This is a genomic window from Mogibacterium sp. CM50 (genome assembly GCF_000293155.1).
In the GTDB taxonomy this organism is placed as follows: Bacteria; Bacillota; Clostridia; order Peptostreptococcales; family Anaerovoracaceae; genus Mogibacterium; species Mogibacterium timidum.
This window is the reverse complement of sequence record NZ_ALNL01000005.1, coordinates 1-5,806: the sequence shown is the minus strand read 5'-3', so window position 1 is coordinate 5,806 and position 5,806 is coordinate 1. Positions and strand designations below refer to the sequence as shown.

General features: G+C 36.4%; 1 protein-coding gene and 1 pseudogene. Both read left to right on the top strand.

Translation table 11 applies throughout. From position 1 onward, the window contains the following. Positions 1-2,989: pseudogene (locus HMPREF1152_RS00290) on the top strand (Eco57I restriction-modification methylase domain-containing protein); the annotation flags it as partial. Positions 2,990-3,739: 750 nt separating this feature from the next. Further along, positions 3,740-5,635: a group II intron reverse transcriptase/maturase gene (ltrA, locus tag HMPREF1152_RS00285; RefSeq protein ID WP_000547927.1), complete on the top strand. Its 1,896-nt coding sequence runs from the start codon at positions 3,740-3,742 to the stop codon at positions 5,633-5,635. The last annotated feature ends 171 nt before the right edge of the window (positions 5,636-5,806 follow it).

Below are 5,806 nucleotides of genomic sequence, written 5' to 3'. Positions count from 1 at the left end.
AAGTGAGAGATTAAACAATAATTTTGAAGCAATCTCTATGTTAAATCGAATTGAAAGAGGTGAGAGAGATTTAGATATTAATGCTCAGGAAGTCCTTTCAAAGTATGTCGGTTGGGGCGGACTTGCTGATATATTTGATGAAAGTAAAAAGGGTCAATGGGAAGTTGCAAGAAACTTCTTAAAGGAAAACCTAACTCAAGTCGAATATGAAGCTGCAAGGGAGTCAACCTTAACAGCCTTTTACACACCGAAAACCGTTATTGACGGAGTGTATAGGACGCTTTCTGATATGGGATTTAAGAGTGGAAATATCCTTGAGCCAAGTATGGGAATAGGAAACTTTATCGGAAATCTTCCTGATGAAATGAAAAAGTTGAAGTTTTATGGTGTGGAGCTTGACTCGGTAAGCGGTCGCATAGGAAAACTCTTATACCCTGAAAGCGACATACAGATTAAAGGGTTTGAAGAAACGAGCTTTTCCAATAACTTCTTCGATGCTGTGATTGGAAATGTGCCGTTTGGCGAGTATAAGGTAAATGACAGAGAGTATAACAAAAATAACTTCTTGATCCATGATTATTTCTTTGCGAAATCCATTGATAAAGTCAGAAACGGCGGTATTATCGCCTTTATCACATCAAGTGGAACAATGGATAAAAAGGACGAAAGTGTAAGACGCTATCTTGCAGCAAGAGCAGAGTTTTTAGGGGCAATCAGACTTCCAAATGATACCTTTAAGGGCGTAGCCGGAACAAAAGTAACCTCAGATATTATATTCCTAAAGAAAAGGGACAGTATCAGAGAAAGAGATGAGGACTGGATTCATCTTGCTGAAGATGAAAATGGTCTTACCTATAATAAATATTTTGTAGATCATCCTGAACAGGTACTCGGCACAATGCGTGAAGTTTCAGGAAGATTTGGAAACACACTTGCTTGCCTTCCAAAAGAAAATGCTGACTTAAAGGAATTACTCACAAAAGCAAGCGAAGAAATCTCTAAAGAGGCAAAGTATGAAGAAATAGAGCTACTTGATGATGAAATCAGTACAATACCTGCAACGGATGATGTCAAGAACTTTTCATATACCATTATTGATGATGAGGTTTATTACAGAGAAAACTCACTTTTCGTAAAGAAAGAAGTAACGGAGAAAAATAAGGAAAAGATTAAGGATTACCTTGAGTTAAATGATGCTCTAAAAGATGTAATCTACAAGCAAAAGGAAGATTTTTCCGATTATGAGGTAAAGAAAGCTCAAGAAAAGCTCAATGAAGTCTATGACAGTTTTTCTAAAAAGCATGGGTATGTCAATAACCTAAGTAATACCAGAATCTTAAAAGAAGATAGTAATTTTCCACTTGTTTCCTCCATAGAAATCCTTGATGAGGAAGAAAATTTTAAAGCAAAGGGCGATATTTTCAGTAAGAGAACCATCACAAAGGCAAAGACAATCGACCATGTAGATACTTCCCTTGAAGCTCTTGTGTTATCTATGTCTGAAAAAGGTTATGTAGACTTTGAGTATATGGGAAGTCTTACAGGAAAAGACAGACCGACTCTGATAGAAGAATTAAGGGGAGAAATATACCTAAACATCATAGAAGAACAAAACTTTTACAGACCATTATCCTTTAACTTGGAGGATGGGGATTTACCTTTTGCCTGTGCAAATGGCAGTAATTCATATAAATATGGCTATGTAACAAAAGACGAGTACCTATCAGGAAACATCAGAGATAAGATTGCGATTGTTGACAGTTACCTTGCAAAGTTAAGGCAAACGGAAAGAGAGTTACCTCATCTTGGCTATGCGGAAGATGGCAAAGAAAAAGAGCTGATAAGCTATGAGATGAACCGTTTGGAATACCAAAAGGCAGAGCTTACAAAAGTTCTTCCAAAAGAGCTTGAAGCAAGTGAAATCAATGTAAGACTTGGTGCAACATGGATACCGATAAAAGAAATTGAAAAATTCATCTTTGAAACACTGAAAACTCCGGGCTGGGCAAGATGGGATATTAAGGTTAAGTTTTCAAATCTTACAAGCGAATGGAATATTGAAGGAAAAAGCAAAGACAGAGGAAATGACCTTGCTGAAATGACCTACGGTACAAGTAGAGTAAGTGCCTATAAGCTGATTGAAGATGCATTAAACCTTAAAGAAACGAAAGTATTTGACCAAATTGTAAATCCTGACGGCTCCAAAACTTCTGTGCTAAACAAAAAAGAAACGCTTCTTGCAGGGCAGAAAGAAGAACTTCTAAAGGAAGAATTTAAGAACTGGATATTTAATGATCAGGAAAGAAGAAGCAGACTTGTAAAACTGTATAATGAGCGTTTTAACTCTATCAGGAATCGTGAATATGACGGAAGCAACCTGTCTTTTGAGGGGATGAATACTAAAATAGAGCTTAGACCTCATCAGAAAAATGCTATTGCAAGAAGCCTTTACGGAGGAAATACGCTTCTTGCCCATGTGGTTGGTAGCGGAAAGACCTTTGAAATGGTGGCTTCCGCAATGGAATCTAAAAGGCTTGGGATGTGTTCCAAGTCTTTATTTGTTGTACCGAATCACCTGACAGGTCAAATTGGCAGAGAGTTTATGCAGCTTTATCCGTCAGCTAATATTATGGTGGCAGATAAGAAAGACTTTGAGCCGAAAAACAGAAAAAGGTTCATAGGAAGAATTGCTACTGGCGAATATGATGCGGTTGTAATCGGGCATACGCAGTTTGAAAAAATTCCGATGAGTAAAGAATATCAGGAAAAACACATTCAGGATCAGATTGATGAAATCATCAACTATGTTGAGGAATATAAGCATGATAGAAATCAGAACTTTACGGTAAAGCAGCTTGAAAAGACCAAGAAAAAACTGGAAACAAGGCTTGAAAAATTAAATGATGATTTTAAGAAAGACGATGTCATTACCTTTGAGGAATTAGGCGTTGATAAGCTCTTTATCGACGAAGCACACAATTACAAAAATCGTGCGAAACGTTGTTGAATAAGGAAGGAGTGATTAAACTACCGAAATCAACCGACAGAAATCACTTAGAAATAAGAATGAACTGTCAGAACTTAAATCTCAAAATCAAGGGAGAATTGCCCTTGCCACACTGAATTAACATTGATGATGGCATATCAAAGCCGGAAATGGTGTGCGAGATGATACTTCACTATGCAGAAATGTCTGTACAACATTTCATGTATAAAGCGTGATAAAGTCGTAACTTGAATACCTAAGTTCATGAAAATGAATATGGGATAAATAGTGCGGTCTTCCGAAAACTATGGTTACGTTAAAGAAATCCATGCAGCATCGTAAGAGTAGCGGCACCCGAAAGGGTGAAAGATTAGGGAAGAGTGTATTGCTGGTTTTTCGATACATTCCTGTATGAATGAAATATCATACAGAGCATATTTAACTGTAATTCAAGATATGCTTGTCCCTACGGTGTAAGGTGGAAACCTAAGGTTTTCAAGTAGTTAAATCTACACAAGGATAGAGATTTAGGAACGTTTGAGAGCCTGTATTTGGAGCTGTACAGAGTGATGAAAAATACAGGAAGTCAGCAGTCCCATAGTAGTCTGAGGTTGGGAAAGCCAACTACATGAGTTGAAATACTCAAGGCAAAGGGGACTAGTCAGAATAATTTACAGATTTCACGAAAAGAAAATAACTAAAATTAGTAAAACTCCCTGAAATAATGGGTGACGAACTGCGAGGTGATAGCCTGTGCATATAAACGTCAAATTTTCAAATGAAACAGATTTAAAGAAATTACTGGATTTACTTTACGAAAAATCAAAAACAGGAAATGTATTTACAGGGCTTTTAGAGGCAATAACAGATGAAGTTGTTATTGTAACGGCAATCCATAATATAAAATCCAACAAAGGTAGTAAAACTACCGGAGTAGATAAAATAAAAATGGATAAGTACCTGCAAATGCCAAAGGACGAAGTAATATATTTGGTCAAGAAATCAATATGTGATTACAAACCAAAACCTGCTAAACGAGTATATATAGACAAAGGGAATGGTAAAAAGCGACCTCTTGGGATACCGACAATCTTAGACAGGATTGTACAGGAGTGTATAAGGATAATTATTGAACCAATATGCGAAGCAAGATTTTATCCGCATAGTTATGGGTTCAGACCATATCGCTCACAAAAACACGCAATTAGGGGTATTGTCAATGTAATCAATGCAAGCTATAAGTCTAAAGACCAACCAGTCTGGGCATTAGAGGGCGATATAAAAGGCTGTTTTGACAACATAAATCATAGAATATTGTTAGGAAAGCTATGGGATATAGGAGTTCATGACAAACGTGTAATTCAAATCATCAAGGCTATGCTATCGGTCGGATACATTGAGTATGATATGTTAAAGAACGATGATAAAGGAACACCGCAAGGTGGAATATTATCACCGTTACTGGCAAATGTTTATCTTAATGATTTTGACTGGTATGTAGGAAGAAAATATTATGAACCACATAGAAAGTGTAAATACAAATGCAATGACTCAAGAAGATTAAAATGGTCAGGGATAACTCCAAAGTACAATTTCAGATATGCTGATGATTGGGTGATTTTGACATCATCTAAGAAAGAAGCGGAAAGACTGAAACGAGAATTAAGCAGGTATTTCAAGTACAAGCTGAAACTCGAATTGTCAGAGGAGAAAACAAAAGTAACCGACATGAGAATAGATGGAATACATTTCTTAGGATTTGTAATAAAAGCTGAAAAACCAAGAAGAACACCTGCTGATAAAGAAATAAAAGAACATTTTGTTGGTAAGCCGTATCCTGATATGAAAAGGTTAAGTAAAAAGATACAAAACCTTTGTAAAGAAATCAGAGATATAAGGAACTACTCGGCAGTAAACAACAGAATCGCACAGATACAATATATAAATTCGGTCATTATGGGAATTGCTGAATATATAAAAATTGGGATAAGCTCCCATGCGTTCCATGTGATAGACCGAAGAGTAAACAATAGTGCGTTATCTACTTGGAAAAGAATGTATACCGACAAATATAATGAATGGCAAATTCCCCTAAAGGATTTAGCCAATCTACCACATAGGCACGAGGGCTATATCAGTAAGACTTTTGCCATACCTTACGAGGATATGTGGATAGGAATTACAATGGCATTCATTACTCATGTTCGATATGAAGCTAAACCATTTAATCAGAAGATGACACCTTACACTCCAGAGGGCAGAAAGATTTATGTAAATTACCGAAATAAAAATAAACCGCTTCCTAAGGACAGACCGTCTATCAATACGAGTGATGATTTACGTATGGCAGTCTATGCGGAAAATAAAATGAATTTTGAGTACTTCATGAATCGTGAGTATGCTTTCAATAGAGATAAAGGGAAATGCAGATGTTGTAAAATACCACTTTATGAGAATCCTACAGCTAATTGCCACCATGTAGATAATAAGTTGCCGATTGATAAGATAAACAAGGTAAATAACTTAGCATGGGTGTGCAGAAGTTGTCATTTGATGATACACGGAAGTGAAATACCTGAAAGTTTAGACACAAAAGTAGTAAAGAAAATCGAAAAATTTAGAGAAAAATTGAAACAAGCACAAAAATAAAGTGAAATTTGTAAGCAGTATATACTTGCGAGAGTATATGTCTGTTGAAATCCGATGGAGGAAAGTAAGTTATTTTGATGGAACGCCGTATGCGAGGAAACTTGCACGTACGGTGTGGAGCGGGGGAAAAGGTAGAGATAATATCAAAACCTTACCTATCGCTATTCTATC